21 protein-coding genes are annotated in these 17,407 nt (G+C 71.7%); 9 read left to right on the forward strand and 12 right to left on the reverse strand.

The features are described from left to right. Window positions 1–25: 25 nt before the first annotated feature. From P1Y20_RS07595 to P1Y20_RS07605, 3 genes are read right to left on the reverse strand one after another with little or no spacing between them, the layout of a single operon-like run. Window positions 26–178 carry a hypothetical protein gene (locus P1Y20_RS07595; RefSeq protein WP_304448056.1) on the reverse strand — a complete coding sequence of 51 codons (153 nt, stop codon included), beginning with the start codon at window positions 176–178 and terminating at the stop codon, window positions 26–28. A gap of 49 nt (window positions 179–227) precedes the next feature. Next, window positions 228–2,654 carry a dihydropteroate synthase gene (folP, locus tag P1Y20_RS07600; RefSeq protein ID WP_304448057.1) on the reverse strand — a complete coding sequence of 809 codons (2,427 nt, stop codon included), beginning with the start codon at window positions 2,652–2,654 and terminating at the stop codon, window positions 228–230. A 57-nt stretch (window positions 2,655–2,711) separates the two neighbouring features. Continuing rightward, window positions 2,712–3,281 carry a hypothetical protein gene (locus P1Y20_RS07605; protein ID WP_304448058.1) on the reverse strand — a complete coding sequence of 190 codons (570 nt, stop codon included), beginning with the start codon at window positions 3,279–3,281 and terminating at the stop codon, window positions 2,712–2,714. A 219-nt stretch (window positions 3,282–3,500) separates the two neighbouring features. Between P1Y20_RS07605 and P1Y20_RS07610 the strand changes: the two genes are divergently transcribed. Then, on the forward strand, window positions 3,501–3,830 hold the full coding sequence (locus tag P1Y20_RS07610) for a hypothetical protein (protein ID WP_304448059.1): 330 nt from the start codon (window positions 3,501–3,503) through the stop codon (window positions 3,828–3,830). A 129-nt stretch (window positions 3,831–3,959) separates the two neighbouring features. Here the strand turns inward: P1Y20_RS07610 and purH are convergent, their stop codons facing one another. Then, window positions 3,960–5,540, reverse strand: a complete 1,581-nt coding sequence (gene purH, locus P1Y20_RS07615) for a bifunctional phosphoribosylaminoimidazolecarboxamide formyltransferase/IMP cyclohydrolase (RefSeq protein WP_304448060.1) — start codon at window positions 5,538–5,540, stop codon at window positions 3,960–3,962. A 109-nt stretch (window positions 5,541–5,649) separates the two neighbouring features. Then, window positions 5,650–5,805: a hypothetical protein gene (locus tag P1Y20_RS07620; RefSeq protein ID WP_304448061.1), complete on the reverse strand. Its 156-nt coding sequence runs from the start codon at window positions 5,803–5,805 to the stop codon at window positions 5,650–5,652. A 100-nt stretch (window positions 5,806–5,905) separates the two neighbouring features. Here P1Y20_RS07620 and purB point away from each other — a divergent pair, with 100 nt between their 5' ends. The 4 genes from purB to P1Y20_RS07640 all read left to right on the forward strand — a co-directional run bounded on the left by purB (window position 5,906) and on the right by P1Y20_RS07640 (window position 8,791). Then, complete coding sequence (gene purB, locus P1Y20_RS07625) at window positions 5,906–7,273, forward strand: adenylosuccinate lyase (RefSeq protein ID WP_304448062.1); 1,368 nt, start codon at window positions 5,906–5,908, stop codon at window positions 7,271–7,273. Window positions 7,274–7,385: 112 nt separating this feature from the next. Beyond that, complete coding sequence (locus tag P1Y20_RS07630; protein ID WP_304448063.1) at window positions 7,386–8,018, forward strand: phosphoribosyltransferase; 633 nt, start codon at window positions 7,386–7,388, stop codon at window positions 8,016–8,018. A gap of 35 nt (window positions 8,019–8,053) precedes the next feature. Continuing rightward, window positions 8,054–8,272: a zinc ribbon domain-containing protein gene (locus tag P1Y20_RS07635; protein ID WP_304448064.1), complete on the forward strand. Its 219-nt coding sequence runs from the start codon at window positions 8,054–8,056 to the stop codon at window positions 8,270–8,272. 141 nt (window positions 8,273–8,413) lie between these two features. Further along, window positions 8,414–8,791 carry a DUF5518 domain-containing protein gene (locus P1Y20_RS07640; protein WP_304448065.1) on the forward strand — a complete coding sequence of 126 codons (378 nt, stop codon included), beginning with the start codon at window positions 8,414–8,416 and terminating at the stop codon, window positions 8,789–8,791. Between the two features lie 36 nt (window positions 8,792–8,827). On the opposite strand, the gene P1Y20_RS07645 is transcribed toward P1Y20_RS07640, so the two are convergent. Genes P1Y20_RS07645 through dapA form a run of 6 tightly spaced genes read right to left on the reverse strand, consistent with a single transcriptional unit; the run spans window position 8,828 to window position 14,477 of the window. After that, the gene (locus tag P1Y20_RS07645; protein WP_304448066.1) at window positions 8,828–9,895 is read right to left on the reverse strand and encodes a M20/M25/M40 family metallo-hydrolase; all 1,068 of its coding nucleotides are present in this window, start codon (window positions 9,893–9,895) and stop codon (window positions 8,828–8,830) included. 3 nt (window positions 9,896–9,898) lie between these two features. After that, on the reverse strand, window positions 9,899–10,744 hold the full coding sequence (dapF, locus tag P1Y20_RS07650) for a diaminopimelate epimerase (RefSeq protein WP_304448067.1): 846 nt from the start codon (window positions 10,742–10,744) through the stop codon (window positions 9,899–9,901). Window positions 10,745–10,746: 2 nt separating this feature from the next. After that, window positions 10,747–11,985, reverse strand: a complete 1,239-nt coding sequence (gene lysA / locus P1Y20_RS07655; protein ID WP_304448068.1) for a diaminopimelate decarboxylase — start codon at window positions 11,983–11,985, stop codon at window positions 10,747–10,749. Further along, window positions 11,982–12,818 carry a 2,3,4,5-tetrahydropyridine-2,6-dicarboxylate N-succinyltransferase gene (locus tag P1Y20_RS07660; RefSeq protein WP_304448069.1) on the reverse strand — a complete coding sequence of 279 codons (837 nt, stop codon included), beginning with the start codon at window positions 12,816–12,818 and terminating at the stop codon, window positions 11,982–11,984. The genes lysA and P1Y20_RS07660 overlap by 4 nt, the downstream gene beginning before the upstream one ends. Further along, the gene (gene dapB, locus P1Y20_RS07665) at window positions 12,805–13,557 is read right to left on the reverse strand and encodes a 4-hydroxy-tetrahydrodipicolinate reductase (RefSeq protein ID WP_304448070.1); all 753 of its coding nucleotides are present in this window, start codon (window positions 13,555–13,557) and stop codon (window positions 12,805–12,807) included. The genes P1Y20_RS07660 and dapB overlap by 14 nt, the downstream gene beginning before the upstream one ends. Next, complete coding sequence (dapA, locus tag P1Y20_RS07670) at window positions 13,554–14,477, reverse strand: 4-hydroxy-tetrahydrodipicolinate synthase (protein WP_304448071.1); 924 nt, start codon at window positions 14,475–14,477, stop codon at window positions 13,554–13,556. The genes dapB and dapA overlap by 4 nt, the downstream gene beginning before the upstream one ends. Window positions 14,478–14,858: 381 nt before the next feature. On the opposite strand from dapA, the gene P1Y20_RS07675 reads away from it, so the two are divergent. Further along, window positions 14,859–15,356 carry a LabA-like NYN domain-containing protein gene (locus P1Y20_RS07675; RefSeq protein WP_304448072.1) on the forward strand — a complete coding sequence of 166 codons (498 nt, stop codon included), beginning with the start codon at window positions 14,859–14,861 and terminating at the stop codon, window positions 15,354–15,356. Here P1Y20_RS07675 and P1Y20_RS07680 read toward each other — a convergent pair whose 3' ends face one another. Then, complete coding sequence (locus tag P1Y20_RS07680; RefSeq protein ID WP_304448073.1) at window positions 15,357–15,539, reverse strand: hypothetical protein; 183 nt, start codon at window positions 15,537–15,539, stop codon at window positions 15,357–15,359. It lies immediately after the preceding gene. Between the two features lie 179 nt (window positions 15,540–15,718). On the opposite strand from P1Y20_RS07680, the gene P1Y20_RS07685 reads away from it, so the two are divergent. Genes P1Y20_RS07685 through P1Y20_RS07695 form a run of 3 tightly spaced genes read left to right on the forward strand, consistent with a single transcriptional unit; the run spans window position 15,719 to window position 17,370 of the window. Then, complete coding sequence (locus P1Y20_RS07685; RefSeq protein ID WP_304448074.1) at window positions 15,719–16,186, forward strand: PUA domain-containing protein; 468 nt, start codon at window positions 15,719–15,721, stop codon at window positions 16,184–16,186. 50 nt (window positions 16,187–16,236) lie between these two features. After that, window positions 16,237–16,635, forward strand: coding sequence for a nascent polypeptide-associated complex protein (locus P1Y20_RS07690; RefSeq protein ID WP_304448075.1), 399 nt, complete (start codon window positions 16,237–16,239; stop codon window positions 16,633–16,635). Window positions 16,636–16,641: 6 nt separating this feature from the next. Continuing rightward, window positions 16,642–17,370: a methyltransferase domain-containing protein gene (locus P1Y20_RS07695; protein WP_304448076.1), complete on the forward strand. Its 729-nt coding sequence runs from the start codon at window positions 16,642–16,644 to the stop codon at window positions 17,368–17,370. The last annotated feature ends 37 nt before the right edge of the window (window positions 17,371–17,407 follow it).

Here is a 17,407-nt window from a genome sequence, read left to right on the forward strand (position 1 = left end):
CGGGCGACTGCGACAGGGGCGGCGGCTATCGGTACTGGTCGAGGTCGACGACGAGGTCGGAGACGACCCACCCGTCGACGTTCCCCTCCTCGACGATGAGGGTGCGGCCGGGACACGTCCGACAGGCGGTCGCCCGGACCCCGTCGTCGTCGAGGGGTTCGGACTGTGGGGTGCTCACGACTGGATTTAGGGAGGCCTAAATATAAACGTTGCAGGTTCGCGCCGGCTCAGAAGCGGTCGGGGTCCGTCGCGGCGAGGTGGGCGCGGACGGCGGCGACGTTCTCGGGGACGTCGTGGACGCGGATGACGTCGGCGCCGCGTTCGGCGGCGATGGCCGTCCCGGCGACCGTCGGCGCGAGGCGCTCGTCGGGGGTGCAGCCGAGGAGGTCGAACATCGACTTGTGGGAGTGGCCGACGAGGACGGGACAGCCGAGGGCGTGGAACTCGTCGATGCGGCCGAGCAGTTCGAAGTTCTCGTGGCGCGACTTCGCGAACCCGAGGCCAGGGTCGACGAGTATCTGCGAGCGGTCGAGGCCCGCCTTCTCCGCCAGGAGGACGCGCTCGGCCAGCGCGTCGACGACGTCCTCGACGACGTCGTCGTACTCCACGTCCGTCTCCGGGTCGACCGGCGCCTCGACGCTGTGCATCACGACGATGGGGGCGTCGTACTCGGCGGCGACGTGGCGCATCTCGGGGTCTTCGAGCCCCGAGACGTCGTTGAGGACGTCCGCGCCCGCCTCCAGCGCGGCGCGGGCGACGGCCGCCTTCCGGGTGTCGACCGACACGAGCACGTCGAGGGGGGCGAGGCGTTCGACCACCGGGACGACCCGGTCGCACTCCTCCTCGACGGGGACCGGCGTCGCGCCGGGGCGCGTCGACTCCCCGCCCACGTCGACGATGTCGGCGCCCGCCTCGACCATCGACTCCGCGCGTGCGACGGCCGCCTCGACCGTGTCGTACTCGCCGCCGTCGTGGAACGAGTCGGGCGTCACGTTGAGGATGCCCATCACGCAGGGGCGTTCCTCCCAGGGGTAGTCGGGGTCGTCGCCACCGGCGTCGAAGCCCAGCGTCTCGCGCAGCGAGCGGGCGAGTTGCGTCAACCCGTAGGGCTGGCCGTCGAGGTTCGCACAGAGGCGTTTGTGCTGGGCGAGCGTCCCCATCAGAACGACGTCGACCGGTTCGCGGTCCTGCGAGGAGAGCCCCGAGACGGCGCACTCCCCGTCGAGACTCAACATCTCCTCCTTGAGGTACCGGGCCTGCCGGGGTCGGACGCGCGTCTTGAGCACCCGGTGGACGCCCTTGCCGCGCATCCGCCAGACACCCGGTTCGGTGACGTCCGCGTCGGCGAGCGTCGCGCGTGCCCCCTCGAGGTCGCGGACGTGTTTCGGGAACTCGACGCGCGTCCAGCGCTCGCGCGCCTCCGCGACGGTGTAGAGCGACCCCGCGACGAGGACGCAGTCGTCCGGCCCGGCCGCGTCGAGCGCCGCGTCGAGTGCACCGGGGACGTTACCCGACTCGTGGACGACGCCGGCGCGCTCGGCGAACGTCCGCGCGAGCACCGACGGCGACTCCGCGCGGTCGGTGTCCGGTCGGCAGGTGTAGACGTGCGCCGCATCGGGAAGGGCGGTGACCATCTCGACGTGGTCCTTGTCGGCCATCGCGCCGAAGACGAGGTGAAGGTCGTCGTAGTCGAACTCCTCGAGCGTGGCGGCGACCGTCGCACAGCCGCCGGGGTTGTGCGCGCCGTCGAGGACCGTCAACGGCTCGCGCGACATGACCTCGAAGCGTCCCGGCCAGTGGGCGTTCTGCAGGCCGCGGGCGAGCGAGCGCTCGGACACGGCGGCGACCGACCGTGCGAGGGCGGCGGCGATTCCCGCGTTGGCCGCCTGATGCGCACCGAGTTGCGGCAGCCGCGCGTCCACCGACCAGCCGTCGCCCGCGAGCGAGACGCGCCCCTCCAGCGCCTCGCGACCCTCGTAGCGCGCGACGACGTCCGACCCCTCCTCGCCGACGGTGACCACGCGGTCGGCGACCTCCTCGATGGTGGCGAGGGCCGCCCCGGACGCGCCGGTGACGAGGGGGCCGTCGTCGGGGGCGACCTGCGCCTTGTCGCGGGCGATTGCCTCGACGGTGTCGCCGAGCAGGTCGGTGTGTTCGAGCGAGACACTCGTCACCGCGCTCGCCATCGGCGAGACGACGCTCGTCGCGTCGTAGCGCCCGCCGATACCCACCTCCAGCACCGCCACGTCGACGTCCTGACGGGCGAACTCCCACAGCGCGAGGGCGGTCATCGTCTCGAAGAAGGTGGGACAGTCGCCGCGGCCGGCGGCGTCGAGGACGTGGTCGTGCGCCGCCTCGACGAACGCGACGACCGCCCCCTTCGTCACCTTCCGGCCGTTGATTCGGACTCGCTCGCGGACGTCCGAGAGGTGCGGCGAGGTGTACAGTCCGACGTCGAGACCGGCCTCGCGGAGGACCCGCTCGGTCATGCGCGCCGTGCTCCCCTTCCCGTTCGACCCCGCTATCTGGATGCAGTCGAGGTCCGCCTGCGGGTCGTCGAGCGCGGCGAGCAGCGCGCGAGGTGCGTCGAGTCCTGCCCGAGAGGGGTAGCGGCGAAGGTCGAAGAGAAACGACGCCGCCTCGTAGAACTCCATACTCGAATCGTTCCGAGCGGACCGCTTTAGCCTGTCGAAGCGACCAGTCACGTCCGCTCAGTCGAAGTGCGCGAGACGGGCCCGCGGTTCGCGGTGGTCGACGAACGACCCGTGGGTACACGACGTCCCGAGGACGAGGCAGTCGCTCGCGAGCGCCGCGGCGACCGACGACGGGACGCCGAGGACCGGCGCGACCCACCAGAGTGCGGCACAGCCGAGGAACGCGGGCGCGAGCCATCGGTGACGCGTCGCCATCAGGTAGCTCCACGTCGCGTAGATGCGCCGGGCCGTCGCCGGCCACGTCCCCGGCGCGGCGAGGTCGAAGTGGAGCGCGCGCTCGTCGGGGTAGCGCCGCATCTCGCCGGCCGCGACGAACAGGTCGACGTGCACGCTCCCGAACAGGAGAAGCGTCGTGACGGCCCATACGGGGCGGACGGGGAACGACGCGAACGGACCGCCGGCGAGGCCGAAGAGGAGGGTCCCGAGGACGACGGCGAGCGCGACGAGTCGCGTCGGCCAGCCCGTCCAGTCGAGGTGTTCGGACAGCGCCCTCACCCGGGCGCTTCGACTCACCCAGAGCGTCGCGTAGGGGAGCGCGAGCGCGCCGACCGTGAGCGAGAGCCACATCGCTACCCGGAACGGCGGCGCGCGGAGACGAAAAGTCTGGGTTCGCAGGGGCGAACAGGCGACACGGGAGGAGCGCGGGCCGGTGTGTCGCGCAACCGCGAGACGACCCGCGACGGGGGTCACGTCACACGGGCGCTGGCCGCGTCCTCGGTCAAAAGGGTTCGTACCGGTCTCGCCGAGTCAGAAGAGCTATCAGTCGGACGAGAGTGGTCGGAACGGATGGCCGACTACACGCTGCACGTCCCGTCGATTCGCGGGGTCACGACCGCAGAGCCGAACGTCCCCTACGAGGAGGACGACTTCCCGATGGACGACATCGCGGACATCGACGACTACTTCCTGCTCTCTACGTCCGGCATCCCGCCGGAGTCGTTCGAGGACCTCCTCCTCCCGGTCGCCCACCTGGACCAGCGACTGAGCCTCCCGCTCCTCGAGAAGGCGCTCGACGACGTCGAGACGCTCGACGACCTCGACAGCGAGACGCGCGCCGAGACCATCGAAATGCTCCACGACCTCTCGGAGTGCTTCCCGAACGACATCCGGGAGTAGGTGACGAGCGTCCCCGTCGCGGGACACGCGCGTGGTCCAAGTCCGAACGTCGAATCGCTCTCGCTCCTGTCAGTCGTGTTGAAACCGCCGTGGCATCAGCCACGCGCTTCGAACGCTTCGTCCGTTCGGTCAGTCGTGTTTGAAGCACCGCTGGCCGGTGAACGCCATCGCGATGCCGAGGTCGTCGCACGCGGCGACGACGTCGTCGTCGTTGACCGACCCCCCGGGCTGGACGACGGCCTCGACGCCGTACTCGGCGGCCGTCTCGACGCCGTCGGGGAACGGGAAGAAGGCGTCGCTCGCCATCACGGCCCCCTGGGCGTCCTTCCCCTCGGCGTGTTCTTCGCTCTTCATGCCGGCGAGGCGGACGGCGTCGACGCGCGAGACCTGCCCCATCCCGACGCCGACCGTCTCCGTGTCGCGCGCGAAGACGACGCCGTTCGACTTCACGTGCTTGACGACCCGCCAGCCGAAGACCATCGCTCGCACCTCCTCCGCGGTCGGTTCGCGCTCGGTGACGACCTCCAGGTCCTCGACCGAAACCGTCGCGAGGTCGCGCTCCTGGACGAGTCGGCCGCCGGTGACGTGTTTCTCGACGAACCGCTCGGTGGCGTCGTCGAGGGCACCCACCGCGAGGACGCGGAGGTTCTCCTTCGCGCGGAGGACCGAGAGTGCCTCCTCGGTGTACGACGGCGCGACGACGACCTCCTTGAACGAGTCGACGATGCCCTCGGCGGTGGCGGCGTCGCACTCGCGGTTGAGCGCGACGATGCCGCCGAAGGCGCTCATCGGGTCGGTCGCGAGCGCGCGGTCGTAGGCCTCGGCGAGCGTGTCGGCGGTCGCACAGCCGGCGGGGTTGGTGTGCTTGATGACCGCCGCGGCCGGTTCGTCGAACTCCTTCACCAGGTCGAGCGCGCCGTCGGCGTCGTTGTAGTTGTTGTACGACAGCCCCTTCGCCCCCTCGTTCAACTGGGGAGCGCCGACGACGCTCGCCTCCTCGCACGTCGGGTCGACGTACACGGCGGCGTCCTGGTGGGGGTTCTCGCCGTAGCGCAGGGTCGCGAGGCGCTCGTCGCTCACGAGCCGACGGGGGGGAAGCGCGGCGTCGGCGCCCTCGTCGCCCGCGACGCGGACCTCACCGTCGGTCACCTCGACGCGGCCCTCGGCGAACGCGGCGACGGCGCGCGGGTAGGCGCGGAACTCCGCCTCGTGGAGGACTCGCTGCTTGAGCGTCGCCGGCGTGTCGTCCTCGTACACCGGGACCGACTCCTGGGCGACGACCGGGCCAGCGTCGACGTCCTCGGTGACGACGTGGACGGTACAGCCGGTGACGCGTGCACCCGCGTCGAGGACCTCCTCGTGGGCGCTGGCGCCCGGGAACGAGGGGAGGAGGGAGGGGTGGACGTTGAGCGCCCGCGGTGCCTGGTCGAGGAACGTCCCGGTCAACACGCGCATGTAGCCGTCGAGACAGACCAGGTCGACGTCGTAGTCGGCGAGCGCGTCGAGGAGTCGTTCCTCGTGGGACTCGCGCGACTCGTCGGCGCCGCGCTCGACGACCTCGGTGGGGATGTCGCGCGCCGCGGCCGCGTCGAGGACCGGCGCGTCCGCCCGGTTCGACAGCACCACCGACAGCGACGCGCCGCCCGGCGCGCGGTCGGCGATGTTCAGCAGGTTGCGCCCGCGGTTGCCCGCCATCCCGGCTAGCTTCATGTGTGAGTGCGTCCGGGCGAGCCTCAAATCGGTGTCGGTTCTTCCGCACGAACGTGTATCCGAGACTCGATGAGTCGTGGAGAATATCCGAGAACGTGTATACTGACGCTCACTCGACGAGTGCCGCGAGGAGCAGCCACCGGTTCGACCAGCTCTGGTCGACCGTCGAGAGCGCGAACCCGGCCACGGTCGAGACGACGGCCTCGACGAGGGCGCGGGTCGGGAGGGACGGCCGACCGGTCGACCACGGGTCGGGAGCGTTCACACCCGGGCGACGTGCGTGATAGCCAAGAACGTGTATAGTTTCGTCCATCGGAGGCACCGCCTTCGACACGTTTTTTCACCTCGTCGACGCACCTCCGGCCATGCGAACCGAACTCGACGCCGTCTCGCCGCTGGACGGCCGCTACGCCTCGAAGACGGCCCCGCTCGTCCCCTACGCGGGCGAGGCGGCGCTGATGCGTGCACGCGTGCGAGTCGAGGTCGAGTACCTCCTCGCGCTGGCCGACCTCGACGTCACGCCGCTCTCGGTCCCCGACGACGACCGGTCCGGCCTGCGAGCGCTGTACGAGGCGTTCGACGCGGACGACGCCGACCTCGTCAAGCGCATCGAGACCGAGGGCTACGGCGAGTTCCCGGCGACCAACCACGACGTGAAGGCCGTCGAGTACTTCGTCCGCGACGCGTTTCCGGAGTACGGCCCGTGGATTCACTTCGGGCTGACCAGCGAGGACGTGAACAACCTCGCCCAGCGCCTGCTCGTCCGCGGCGCGAGAGCAGAGGTCCTCTCGCCCGCGTTGCGTGCCGTCCGCGACGACCTCACGGCGCTCGCGCGCGAGTACCGCGACCTCCCGATGCTCGCGCGTACCCACGGGCAGCCGGCGACGCCCACCACCTTCGGCAAGGAGATGGCCGTCTACGCGGCGCGCGTGGGCCGGGCCGTCGCCGCCATCGACGGGGTGGCGCTCCGGGGGAAGCTGGCCGGCGCCTCGGGGACGTACGCGGCCCACCACGCCGCCTACCCCGACGTGGACTGGCCGGCGTTCTCGCGGTCGTTCGTCGCGTCGCTCGGTTTCGAGCACGTCCCGCTGGCGACGCAGGTCAACCCCTGCGACGACCTCGCGGAACTGTTCGACGCCCTTCGACGGGCGAACGACGTCCTGCTCGACCTCGACCGCGACGTGTGGCTCTACGTCAGCGACCGCTACCTCGGACAGGAGGCGGCCGCCGGCGAGACCGGCAGTTCGACGATGCCCCACAAGGTCAACCCCATCGACTTCGAGAACAGCGAGGGGAACCTCTCGAAGGCGAACTCGGACCTCGCGTTCCTCGCCGACTACGTCACCACGTCGCGCCTCCAGCGCGACCTCTCCGACTCGACGGTCAAGCGCAACGTCGGCGCGGCGTTCGCCCACTGCCTCATCGGCTACGAGAAACTGCTGACGGGCCTCGGGAAGGTCGTCCCCAACGAGCGAGTGATGCGCGAGGACCTGGAGGCGACCCCCGAGGTCATCGGCGAAGCGGTCCAGACCGTCCTCCGGCGGGAGGGCCACGAGGACGCCTACGAGCGGGTGAAGGACCTCACTCGCGGACGCGACGTCACCATCGAGGACTTCCGGGCGCTCTTCTCGGAGCTCGACGTGGACGAGTCGGTTCGCGAGGAACTCCGCGCGCTGACGCCGGCCGGCTACACCGGCGTCGCGAGCGCGCTCGTCGACGACCTGGACGAGTAGGCGAGACGTCACCGTCGGCGAGGGAGACGGTGTCGAGGGCGCAACCGTTCGTGCTATGCGAGCACAAGCGTCATGCGTCGTCGTCTCGTAGGGCGCCGCTGGTGACCGAACCGTGTTCACGAACCGAGCCGACGGTGGTGAGCAGTTGGCGGCGGCCCTCCGCGAGCGCGGCGTCGAGGCCGACGTCGTCCTCGCCGTCCCGCGCGGGGGCCTGCCCGTCGGGCGGGCGGTCGCGGACGCGCTCGACCTGCCGCTGGACGTGGTGGTCGCCCGGAAACTCGGCGCGCCCGGCAACCCCGAACTCGCTGTCGGCGCCGTCGGCTCGAACGGTGAAGTGTGGCTGAACGACGACCTGCTCTCGCGCATCGGCGTGACCGACGACTACCTCGACGACGAGGTCGAACGCCAGGCCGCCGCCGCCAGCGAGAAGGCGGCGCGCTACCGCGGCGACCGACCGCCGCTCGACCTGGACGGGAAGACGGCGCTCGTCGTCGACGACGGTATCGCGACGGGCGCGACGGTGCTGGCCTGCGTCCGGACGACGTACAGCGCGGGCGCGGAGCGCGTCGTCGTCGGGGCACCGGTCGGCCCGCCGGACGCCGTCGAGATGCTCCGCGACGAGGCCGACGAGGTGGTGTGCGTCGAGACGCCCGCCTACTTCGGCGCCGTGGGGCGGTTCTACCGGACGTTCGGGCAGGTCCCAGACGAGGAGGCGCTGACGTACCTCGACCGCGACACCCCCTGAAGACATTTACGACAGGTAGCCGAACGGACGGGCGTATGTCCTCCAACGACACGCGCGACCGCGGCTGTGTGAAGTGCGGTCACTCCGACGCCGACGTGGGGTCGATATCGACGACCGGGAGCGGGCTGAGCAAGTTCTTCGACGTCCAGACGAACAACTTCAAGGTCGTCTCCTGCACCAACTGCGGCTACTCGGAGCTCTACCGCGACACCGGGTCGGCGGGGAGCGACCTCGTCGACATCTTCTTCGGGTAGGCAGAGGCCCGTCGGGCGAACCACAGGGTGCCCTCGTCGTCGAGGGCCGTCGGCGAGACGCCGACGGTCCACCCGACGCGTCGGCAGGCCGGACACCTCGCCTCGTGGACGTTTATATATCAGGACGCCAATGGCGAAACGATGTCCGAGGGTGAGACGTTGTTCAACGCCGCGGTCGGCGCGGTCGTGACCGTCGTGTTGTCGTTCGTGCTGGTGTCGCCGCTGGTCGGCGGCGCCGTCGCCGGGTACCTCCAGGAACGCGGCCGCCGGGGAGGTGCCGAGGTCGGCGCACTCTCGGGGCTGTTCGCCTCGCTCCCGCTGGCGGCCGCGCTGGTCCTGCTCGGCGGGGTCTTCGCCCTCCTCCCGCCGCTCGACAGCGTCATCCCGGCGGTCAGCCTCGTCGGCGCCGTCGTCGTCGTCGGCGTCTTCCTCCTCGTCGTCGTGCTGACGGCCGTCCTCGGCGCCCTCGGCGGGATGCTCGGCGCCTACGTCCACGACGAGACGCGTTTCGACGTGTAGTGGAGCGAAGCGAGGCCGCCCTCGTTACGCCGCCCGTCACCGGAGCGTCGCCAGCGCCGTCCCCAGTATCGCCGTCGCCCGCTCGACGTCGTCGCGACGGACGTACTCGCGTCGGGCGTGGGCGACGGGCCCCGCCTCGTCGGCGAGGACGCCGGGACCGAAGACGACGGTCGGCGCGGGCGCGAAGTACGACGCCTCGGTCGCGGCGGTGAACGCCCGGGGCTCGCCCGCGCCCGCCGCCCGCAGCGCGTCACAGAGCGGGTGGTCGGGGTCGGTTGCGAACGCCTCCAGAAAGGGTGTCTCGCGCTCGGTGAGCGCGAACGAACAGTCCGCGTCGGGGGCGTGTTCGCGCAGGTGGTCGTTCAGCGCCCGTTCGAAGCCGGCGGCCGTCTCGGGGGGGACGCTCCGCCGGTCGACGTCGATGCGACACGAGTCGGGCACCTGGTTGATGGCCTCTCCGCCCCGGATGCGCGTCGGGGTGAGCGTCGGCCCGCCGAGTTCGGGGTGGGCGTCGGGGCCGCGCTCGGCGTCGAACGTCCGGAGCGCCCCGAGGACGTCCTCGGCGGCCGCGACGGCGTTCACGCCCGCGGCCGCCTCGGCGGCGTGCGCCGCCACGCCCGCTATCGCTATCGAGCCCTCGAAACGTCCCTTCGCGGCGACGCAGACGTCGAGGTCGGTCGGCTCGCCGACGACGTACAGGTCGCCGTCGAGGTCGGTGCGGAGGACGTTCGCCCCGGCGGAGGTGGTCTCCTCGTCGGGCGTCACCGCGAGGGTGAGTCGGGAGCCGTCGGCGTCGGCCGCGACGAACGCCGACACCATCGCCGCGAGCGGCCCCTTCGCGTCGCAAGCGCCCCGCCCGCGGACGACGTCCCCGTCGCGCTCGTAGGGGACGTGCGGCGGGACGGTGTCGAGGTGGGTGTTCAACACGAGGTGGGGGTCGCCCGTCCCCGTGGTGGCGCGGACGGTCCCCCCGGCGTCGACGGTCGGGTCCTCGCCGGCCTCGCGGAGCGTCCCGACCAGCAGGTCGCGCATCTCGTCGACGGAGTCGTGAGAAGGCGTCCGGACGGCGCGCTCGTGGAAGGCGAGCGGGTCGACGTGCGCCATCGGTCAGGCGTGTCGCGCGTGCGCGGCCGACAGTTCGGTGTCGAACTCGTGGACGACCGGTCCGGAGAGCGACGCCACCTCGCCCTCGAAGGAGACGGTGAGGTCGCCGCCCGGCGGCCGGACGGTGAGGCGGTCGTCCTCGACGCGGCCCACGCGGCGCGCGACGGCGGCGATGGCGACGGCGCCCGTCCCACAGGAACGGGTCTCGCCCTCGACGCCGCGCTCGAAGGTGCGCTGGCGGAAGCCGCCGTCGGGGTGCGCCGAGGCGAGCGTCACGTTCGCCCCCTCGGGGAACACCTCGTGGTGGCGGACGTCGGGGGCGACCGCCGCCAGGTCGACCGCGTCCACGTCGTCGACGAACGCGACGGCGTGGGGGACGCCGGTGTCGACGGCGGTGACGGTCAGCCCGCAGAGCGGTTCCTCGACCATCGGGTCGTCGCGTGCGAGCGGGACGAACGCGGGGTCGAACCGGGGGGTGCCCATCTCGATGGTCACCGACTCGTCGCCGACGGTGGCGCGGCGCGTCCCGGCGGGCGTGTCTATCATCACCTCGTCGCGGTCGGTGCGGTCGGCGGCCCAGGCGGCGGCGCAGCGCGCGCCGTTGCCACACATGGAGGCGACCGAGCCGTCGGGCTGGACGAGCGTCATGATGACCCGCGGTGGGTCGAAGGCGGGTTCGAGCGCGAGAAACAGCACGCCGTCGGCACCGGTGGGGCCCGTCGCCCCGCTGATGCCGTCCGTGCGGTCGCAGTGGTCGATTGCGAATCGTCGTCGGGACGCGACCGGGTGGTCGGCGTCGACGACGATGAAGTCGTTACCGGTTCCGTGGTACTTCGATACGTCGATCATAGTCAGTGTTCGAGTCGGGTGAGGTCGGCGAGCGTCTCGCGGCGGACGAGCGGGTCGCCCGCGAGCGAGACGACCGCGGGTCGCGGTCGGGAGTTGTACTGGCTGGCCATCTCGTAGGCGTAGGCACCCGCGTTGCCGACGGCCAGGACGTCGTCCACGGCGGGTTCGGGGAGCGGTCGGTCGCGGGCGAGGACGTCGGCCGTCTCGCAGACGGGACCGGCGACGAGACAGCGCGCGGTCGGTCGGTCGGCGGCGTCCGGCGCGAGGACGCGCACCTCGTGGTAGGCGTCGTACAGCGCCGGGCGCAGGAGGGTCGTCATGCCGGCGTCACAGCCGACGACGGTCGTCTCGGGGGTCTCGGTGACGGCGGTCGTCGCCGCGAGCAGGACGCCCGCGTCCGCGACGACGTAGCGCCCGGGTTCGATGGCGAGTCGCGCCTCGCAGTCGAACGCCTCGCGGGTCGCCGCCGCCACCGCGTCGAGGTCGAGCGGCGGGTCCTCGGGCCGGCAGGGGACGCCGAAGCCGCCGCCGACGGCGACGAAGTCGAGGTCGCCCACCTCGCGCCCGAGCGCGCTCAGCCGGCGGACGAGTTCGGCGTGCGCCGCCAGCCCCTCCCCGGAGATGCCGCTGCCGGCGTGCGCGTGGAGGCCGACGAGGTCGAAGCCTCGCTCGCGCACCTCGGCGCAGAGCGCGGCCGCGCGGTCGTACGGCACCCCGAACTGCGGGGCGTCGCCCGTCGTCACCTTCGCGTGGTGGCCGGCGCCGACGCCGGGGTTGACGCGCACGCAGAGTCGGCCCGCGAAGTCGCGGTCGGCCACGCGTTCGAAGGTGTCGACCGAGTCCACCGTGAGCACGAGGTCGTGGTCGTGAGAGAGCGAGACGACCTCGTCGAGGTCGCGGGCCGGCGGGTTGACGGCCGTGTAGCGCACGCGCTCGCCCGGGAACCCGGCGTCGAGCGCGCGCCGTACCTCGCCGGCGGAGCCGCACTCCGCGCCGAGGCCCGCGTCGCGGACGGTCTCGAGGACGCCCCGTGTCGCGTTGGCCTTCACGGCGTAGCTCACGTCGGCGTCGGGGAACGCCCGGAGGAGTCGGGTGGCGTTCTCGTGGACGCGGTCGAGGTCGAGGACGTAGAGCGGCGTCTCGAACTCGCCGGCCAGCGCCCGCAGTCGGGCGCCGTCCCAGTCGGCGAGTCGCCTGACGGCCGTCGCGCCCTCGACCCGATTCGCGTCCGTCGCGCTCATTCGCGCAGCGCCCCTTCGCGTTCGCTGGCCTCGAGCGTCCGGTCCTCGATGTCGGTGGCGACGACGGCGGGCTTGTACGCCCCGCCCTCGAAGAGGTCGTGCTCGCCGACGCTCGACTCGACGAACCGGGTGAACGCCCGTCGCCCGGGCGGGAGGTGACCGTAGTACACCGCCTCGTCGACGAGGTCGTAGACGGGGATGCGCGGCGTGAGCAGCGTGTTCTCCCCGACGACGCTCCCCTCGCCGACGACGAACCCGCTCGTGACGCGACAGCCGGCGCCGAGCGAGACGTCGTCCTCGACGACGACGGGCGCGCTCTCGACGGGTTCGAGCACGCCCCCGATGAGCGTGTTCGCGCCGAGTTTCACGTCGCTCCCTATCTGTGCGCACGAGCCGACGGTGTCGCAGGAGTCGACGAGCGTCCCGTCGTCGACGTACGCGCCGACGTTGACGAACGACGGCGACATCATGATGGCGTCGCCGCCGACGTACGCCCCGCGCCGGATGACGGTGCCGTCGGGCGTGTTGCGCGTGCCGCGGGCGGCCAGGTCGCGCGTCTCGCGCAGCGGGAGCACGTCGTGGTAGGTGACGTCGCCGTAGCGCCGGGGGCGCGTCTCCCGCAGCGCGAAGTTGAGCAGGATGCCCCGCTTTACCCACGGGACGGCGCGCCACTCCGCGGGCGCCTCGCGCTCGGCGGCGCGCACCTCGCCCGCCTCCAGCGTCTCCAGGAACTCGTCGAGCGTCCCGAGTTCGTCGAGGCCGGCGTCGCCGGCGGTCAGGCCGTTCTGATAGCGGTCCCACAGTTCGCCTACGTCTGATTCAAGCGTCGTCATGCAGCACCTCCGAGAAGTCGTACCAGCCCGCCTCGCGCCCGGCCAGCCACGCGGCGGCGTCGAGCGCACCGGCCGCGAACACCCCCCGGCTCTCGGCGCGGTGGGTGAGCGTCAGTACCTCGTCGTTGCCCGCGAACAGCACCTCGTGCTCCCCGCGGATATCGCCCGCGCGTCGGACGTGGACGCCCACCTCGCGCTCGCCGCGGAGGTGTTCGCCCTCTCGGCCGTGGACCCGCTCGGTGTCGTCGCCGCGCGCCGCACGCGGGGACTCGACGGCGTCCAGCAGGCGGTTGGCCGTCCCGCTCGGCGCGTCGCGCTTGCCGCGGTGGTGCGTCTCGGTGAGTTCCACGTCGTAACCGACGAGCGTTTCGCTGGCCTCCTCGACCAGGGCGGCGAGCGTCGCCACGCCGCGGGCGAAGTTCGGTGCGTGGAGCACGGGCACCGCCTCGCTGGCCTCGTGGAGCGCCTCGGTCTCCGCGTCGTCGAACCCGGTGGTCCCGACGACGGCGGGGACGCCCGCCTCCGCGCAGGCCGCGACGGCCTCGACGCTCGACTCGGGGACGGTGAAGTCCACGAGCGCGTCGGGGCGCTCGTCGGCGAGGACGCTCGCGAGGTCGGCGGGCGAGCGGGCGTCCTCGGCCGTGCGCGACACCGGGAGGACGTCCCAGCCGCGCTCGGTGGCGCCCGCGCGGACGGCGTCGCCCATCCGCCCGGTCGCACCTGTGACACACACTCTCATGAGTCGGTTTGCGTCACTTGTAGCTCTTGGGGGGTATCCCTGTCGAGAGCGGCGAGGATTGCGGCGAGTTCCTCGCGGTTGTCGTCGGTCAGCGGCGAGAGCGGCGGGCGCATCCGCTCGGGCATGTAGTCGCGGATGCCCATCGCGGCCTTCACCGGGATGGGATTGGTCTCGGCGAACAGCGCGCGGTTGAGCGGCCCGAGTTCGTGGTGGAGCGCCCGCGCCCGCTCGAAGTCGCCGTCGAGGGCGGCGCCGACCATCGCGCAGACCCGTTCGGGTTCGACGTTGGCGGTGACGCTGATACACCCCTTCGCGCCGATGGCGAGCATCGGGACGGTGAGCGCGTCGTCGCCCGAGAGCACCGAGAAGGACTCCTCGCGCGTCCCCTCGATGACCTGCGTGACGCGGTTGAGGTCGCCGCTCGCCGCCTTGTAGCCGACGACGTTCTCGTGGCTCGCAAGCGAGACGGCCGTCTCGACGGCGATGTTGCGTCCGGTCCGGCCGGGGACGTTGTAGATTATCTGCGGGAGGTCGACGGCGTCGGCGACGGTCCGGAAGTGGTGTTCCATGCCCGCCGGTTCGGGCTTGTTGTAGTACGGCGAGATGAGCAGGAGGCCGTCCGCGCCGGCGTCGGCCGCCCGCTCGGCGAGCGCCAGCGCCTCGTGGGTCGCGTTGCTCCCCGCGCCCGCGATGACGGGTATCTCGGTGACGGCCGCGCTGACCGTCTCGATGACCTCGATGTGTTCGTCGTGGGTCATCGTCGCGCTCTCGCCGGTGGTGCCGACGGGGACGATGCCGTCGACGCCGGCCGTCTCCAGTCGGCGGGCGTTCGCCGCGAGCGTCTCGTGGTCGATGCCGTCGTCCTCGGTGAACGGTGTCGTGAGCGCCGGATAGACGCCCGTGTACGGTCGGTGTGTCATGTGCGTGTGTGTATTGCGTGTGGATGTGTGTGGTCGTGGTCGAAGCGCGCGCGGTCACCGACGGCGGTGGCCGCGCGACTCTCGTGTCGTCCCTGTCGAAAACAGCCCGCGACGGGGTGCCAACCCGCCGTGAACCCGTCGCTCTACGCGCGTTTGCGGCGGGCCCCGTCCGCACTCCCCCTCCGACGGGGTGGGTGGTGCATGTCTCGGGGAGAGGCCCCCACGTACTTAGCGATTGTGTCGCTCGCCAAAACTGCCTCTCGGGTGGAGTCGACGGACGGCGGCCGAACCACGGTCGAACCGGTCGAACGAAACGACCGTCGCGTCGGGCGAACTACGACGATACGAAAACCTATCCCGACGGACGGACGAGTGGCGATTATGCCTCCGATACACCCCGACCAGCGCGTGGCCGTGCTGGCCGACGCGCGCAACCTGTACCACTCCTCACACAGCGTCTACTCGCGCAACGTCGACTACGCGAGCGTTCTGGAGAGCGCCGTCCACGACCGCAAGCTCGTCCGGGCCATCGCCTACGTCGTCCGCGCGCACGCCCCCGAGGAGGAGAGCTTCTTCGAGGCGCTGGAGGACATCGGCTTCGAGACGAAGCTGAAGGAACTGAAGACGTACAGCGACGGGTCGAAGAAGGCCGACTGGGACGTCGGCCTGAGCCTCGACGCCATCACGCTCGGGCGACACGTCGACACCATCGTCCTCTGTACGGGCGACGGCGACTTCTCGCGGCTCTGCTCGCACCTGCGCCACGAGGGGACCCGCGTGGAGGTGATGGGCTTCGGGCAGTCGACGGCGACGGAACTCGTCGAGGCCGCCGACTCGTTCGTCGACCTGAGCGAGGACACCGACCGCTTCCTGCTGTAGTCAGACGCCCATACCTTCCTGCGAGAAGCCGATGAGGAGCGACCCCGCCGCCATCGCGAGGGCGGCGACGCCGAGGACGAGCCCCGGGATGGGGGCCGAGGGGAAGCCACCGAAGATGACGACGATGCTACCGAGGGCGAGGAGGGCGGCACCGATACCGAGTCTGCGCGTGTCCGTTGCCATGTCGGGGCGATAGACCCCGGTCGATTAAACCTCTCCGAATCGTGTCGGTACGTCGTTCGGGCCCGTGTGTCGTGTGTGTCAATCTCACGTTCATCCCGGAGCGGTGCCCCGCTCGACTCGTCGTCCGGTACGGCGTCCGCGCTCGCGGCGCTTTTACCCATCCGCCCGCTGGAGGGGGTATGGACGACGACGAGCGGGCGCGACTGCGGACCATCGCGGACTACCAGTTCGGCGCGGGCGCCGGGCGGGCGCTGTTCCCCGACGGCGAGACGCTCGACGTCTGGCGCTCCTCGACCGGCCGACCCCAGCAGGTGCGCACGACCGACGACGAGCGCCTCGTCTCCTACGGGACCGACGGGCGCTTCACGCTCGCGATGGCGGGCGGGACGCGGCTGTACGAGGCCCTCGGCGGCCCCCGCGTCGAGGTGGGCGACGAGAGCGTCCCGTTCGTCAGGGAGGGGAAGAACGCGTTCGCGAAGTTCGTCGTGAGCGCGGACGACGCCGTCCGCCCCGGCGACGAGGTGCTCGTCACGCACGACGGGTCGCTCCTCGGCGTCGGGCGGGCGGAACTGCCCGCCGACGGGATGCGCGACTTCGAGACGGGGATGGCCGTGAAGGTGCGCGACGGGGCGGGCGTCGAGGGCTGAGGCGACCGGAGTCCACTACGCTTTTGCCGTCAGACCGAGAGTTCACGGGTATGTTTGGAGGAGGCGGCGGGCTCGACCCGCGCAAGATGAAGCAGATGATGAAGCAGATGGGCATCGAGGTCACGGAGATCGACGCCGAGGAGGTCGTCGTCCGGACCGCGGACGAGGAACTCGTCTTCACGGACGTCGACGTCCAGCGCATGGACGCCCAGGGCCAGGCGACCTACCAGATCGTCGGCGAACCCGAGTCGCGCCCGCGCGGCGAGGGCGGTGCGGCCGACGAGACGGCGGGGGCCGTCGAGGAGGCCGAGACCGAGGGGGAGTCGGCCATCCCCGACGCCGACGTGGAGATCGTCGCCCAGCGGACCGGCGCGACCGAGGAGGAGGCCCGCGCGGCGCTCGAAGCCGAGGACGGCGACCTCGCCGCGGCCGTCAGCAGACTGGAGTAACCGGCCGTGTACCTCTTCGTCCGCGACGGCCGCGAGTACCTCCTGTCGCCCGGCGAGACGCTGGAGAGCGACCTCGGCATCCTCGAGGTGCCCGAGGACGTGGCCCCCGGCGACGTCGTCGAGACGCATCTCGGCGAGGCGTTCGAGGTCCGCGACCTCCGCGGACCGGACCTGTTCGCTCACTTCGAGCGCACGGGCGCGCCGATGATGCCCCGCGACATCGGCCTCATCATGGGCCACACCGGCGCCTGCGAGGGCGACCGCGTCCTCGACGCCGGCACCGGGACGGGCGTGCTGAGCGCGTACCTCGCCCGTGCCGGCGCCGAGGTGGTCACCTACGAGCGCAACCCCGAGTTCGCCGACGTGGCCCGCTCGAACATGGACCTGGCGGGCATCGGTGACCGCGTGGAGGTCCGCGTCGGCGACGTGACCGACGACCTCGACGCCGACCCGGACGACCTGGGAACGTTCGACCTGCTCACCCTCGACACGGAGGACGCCCCGCGGGTCATCCGCCGGGCGCACGAACTGGTCGTCCCCGGCGGCTACGTCACCGCCTACGTCCCGTTCGTCGAGGGGACGCGCGCGGCCGTCGAGGCCGCCCGGGAGGCCGGACTGGAGGACATCGAGACCTACGAGACGCTCCAGCGCGAGATGGACTTCGACAGTCGGGGGAGCCGCCCCTCCACCGCCGGCGTCGGCCACACCGGGTACCTCCTGTTCGCGCGCGCCTGAACGGGGGACGCGGACGGCCCGCCGAACCGTGTGAACC

The sequence above is a fragment of the Halomarina ordinaria genome (assembly GCF_030553305.1).
GTDB classification, from domain to species: domain Archaea; phylum Halobacteriota; class Halobacteria; order Halobacteriales; family Haloarculaceae; genus Halomarina; species Halomarina ordinaria.